We start from the raw sequence: 2,713 nt of genomic DNA, 5'->3' as shown, positions 1-2,713 counted from the left end.
CTCAAATCCCACCCCACACCCCCTTGCCCATGAGAAAATTTCCCACCAAACTCGCACAATGACGACACTTGATGACATTGACCGCCGCATATTGGTCGAACTGCAACGCGACGCCAGCCAATCGCTCGAAGCGCTTGGGTCCGCTGTCCACCTTTCGCGCAACGCCTGCTGGCGCCGCATCCGCACGCTTGAGAAGGCAGGCGTGATCAAAAACCGCGTCACGCTCTTGGATGCCGCGAAACTTGGCCTCGGTCTCAGCGTCTTCATTCAGGTGCGCACCAACGCCCATGCGCCCGATTGGTTGGACAAGTTCTCAAAGGCCACGCAGGCCATGCCCGAAATTCTCGGCGTTTACCGGATGACCGGTGATCTGGACTATTTGATCCGCGCGCGGGTTCGGGATATGGCGGGGTATGATCGCCTTTATCAGGACCTGATCCGCCGGGTGCCGCTGTCGGATGTTTCGGCCAGTTTCGTGATGGAGGAGATCAAAGAAACCACCGAACTTCCCCTTTGAAGAAGGCGCGCCCCCATGCATTATCTGTGGCTCATCATCGCCGTGGTGGCGGAAACCCTTGGCACGACCGCGGTGCAGGCCTCGCATCAATTCACCCGGCTCTGGCCCTCGGTGGCGGTGGTGGTTTTCTACATGATCTCTTTCTACTGCATGTCGCTGGCACTAAAGGTCATGCCGGTCGGAATCGTCTATGCCTTTTGGGCGGGCCTCGGGATCGTGCTGATCGCGCTGATCGGCTTCGTGCTATTCGGCCAACGGCTGGACCTGCCCGCGGTCCTCGGCCTCTTGCTGATCATTAGCGGCATTCTGGTCATCCATCTCTTCTCGAACAGCGCCACCCATTAAGGCCGTGGCGGCGGCACAGGTTCGCGCAGTAAGGGGTGCGTCACGGCATTAGGGCTAGCAATTGTAGCCGGAGCGCGGTATGGGCGGCGCAATTATACGCGCGGCTTCAGGTTGGCGCGTCCCTCCCCTATCCAAAGGCTGACTTAATGGACCTGCGCAACATCGCAATCATCGCTCACGTCGACCACGGCAAAACGACGCTGGTGGACGAGCTTCTGAAACAATCCGGCACCTATCGTGAAAACCAGGCCACGACTGAGCGTGCCATGGACAGCAACGATCTGGAACGCGAGCGCGGCATCACCATTTTCGCCAAGCCGACCTCGGTCGTGTGGAACAACACCCGCATCAACATCGTCGACACCCCCGGCCACGCCGACTTTGGTGGCGAAGTCGAGCGTATTTTGTCGATGGTCGACGGTGTGGTTTTGCTGGTCGACGCCGCCGAAGGCCCCATGCCACAAACTAAATTCGTGACCTCCAAAGCTCTGAAACTGGGCCTGCGTCCGATCGTCGTGCTGAACAAGGTCGACAAGCCAGATGCCGAGCCTGACCGCGCGCTCGACGAATGCTTTGACCTTTTCGCCAGCTTGGATGCCACCGACGAGCAGCTTGAATTCCCGCATATGTATGCCTCGGGCCGTTCCGGCTGGGCGGATGCCGAACTCGACGGGCCGCGCAAAGACTTGAACGCGCTCTTTGATCTGATCCTTGAGCATGTCCCTGCCCCCAAGCAGATCGAGAATGCCGATAAGCCCTTCACCATGCTGGCCACCACGCTTGGCGGTGACCCCTTCTTGGGCCGTCTGCTCACGGGCCGTGTGGAAACCGGCACCCTGAAGGCAGGTCAGACACTCAAAGCCATGTCGCGCGACGGCACCCTGATCGAGAACTTCCGCTGCACCAAAATCCTCGCCTTCCGCGGGCTGGAGCAGACCGCCATCGACGTGGCCGAAGCCGGTGACATCGTCTCCATCGCCGGGATGACCAAGGCGACCGTGGCCGACACGCTGGCCGATGCCTCCGTGAACGAGGCGATCCCGGCCCAGCCGATCGACCCGCCGACCATTACAGTGACCTTTGGCATCAACGACAGCCCACTGGCAGGCCGTGACGGCAAAAAAGTGCAGTCGCGCGTGATCCGTGAGCGCCTGATGAAGGAAGCCGAATCCAACGTCGCGATCAAAATCTCCGACACACCGGGCGGCGACGCTTTCGAAGTGGCCGGTCGTGGCGAATTGCAGATGGGCGTTCTGATCGAAAACATGCGCCGTGAAGGGTTCGAGCTTTCGATCTCTCGCCCGCAGGTTCTCTTCCAAGAGATCGACGGCGTCCGCCATGAGCCCATCGAAGAAGCCACCATCGACGTGGATGACGAATACTCCGGCGCGGTCATCGAAAAGATCACCGGCACCCGCAAGGGTGAACTGGTCGAGATGAAACCAGCCGGTGCGGGCAAGACCCGCATCATCGCCCATGTCCCCTCGCGCGGGCTGATCGGCTACCACGGCGAATTCCTGACCGACACGCGCGGCACGGGCGTCATCAACCGCGTCTTCCACTCTTGGGCACCGCACAAAGGCACGATTCCGGGCCGTCGCGCGGGCGTTCTGATCTCCATGGAAAACGGCTCCTCGGTCGCTTTCGCCCTGTGGAACCTCGAAGAGCGTGGCAAGATGATGATCGGCGCACAGGCTGACGTTTACACCGGCATGATCATCGGTGAGCACAGCCGCGAAAACGATCTTGAAGTGAACCCGCTGAAGGGCAAAAAGCTAACCAACGTGCGCGCCTCGGGCACCGACGAAGCGGTGCGCTTGACCACGCCAATGACGCTAAGCCTTGAAGAAG

3 protein-coding genes are annotated in these 2,713 nt (G+C 60.4%); all 3 read left to right on the top strand.

Annotated features, from left to right (window positions below; genetic code table 11):
* Window positions 1-58 precede the first annotated feature (58 nt).
* Window positions 59-517 carry an Lrp/AsnC family transcriptional regulator gene (locus A3722_RS03645; protein ID WP_067626827.1) on the top strand — a complete coding sequence of 153 codons (459 nt, stop codon included), beginning with the start codon at window positions 59-61 and terminating at the stop codon, window positions 515-517.
* A 15-nt stretch (window positions 518-532) separates the two neighbouring features.
* On the top strand, window positions 533-862 hold the full coding sequence (locus A3722_RS03640; protein ID WP_067626829.1) for a DMT family transporter: 330 nt from the start codon (window positions 533-535) through the stop codon (window positions 860-862).
* Between the two features lie 146 nt (window positions 863-1,008).
* The coding region (gene typA, locus A3722_RS03635) for a translational GTPase TypA (RefSeq protein ID WP_067915918.1) at window positions 1,009-2,713 on the top strand (1,705 nt) is incomplete at its 3' end.

This window comes from Sulfitobacter sp. HI0027 (genome assembly GCF_001634775.1).
In the GTDB taxonomy this organism is placed as follows: domain Bacteria; phylum Pseudomonadota; class Alphaproteobacteria; order Rhodobacterales; family Rhodobacteraceae; genus Sulfitobacter.
This window is presented reverse-complemented; position numbering and strand designations above follow the sequence as displayed.

Coding starts and splice junctions, on each gene's coding strand:
- A3722_RS03645 (WP_067626827.1), top strand. CDS start 59: ATGACGACACTTGATGACATTGACCGCCGCATATTGGTCGAACTGCAA.
- A3722_RS03640 (WP_067626829.1), top strand. CDS start 533: ATGCATTATCTGTGGCTCATCATCGCCGTGGTGGCGGAAACCCTTGGC.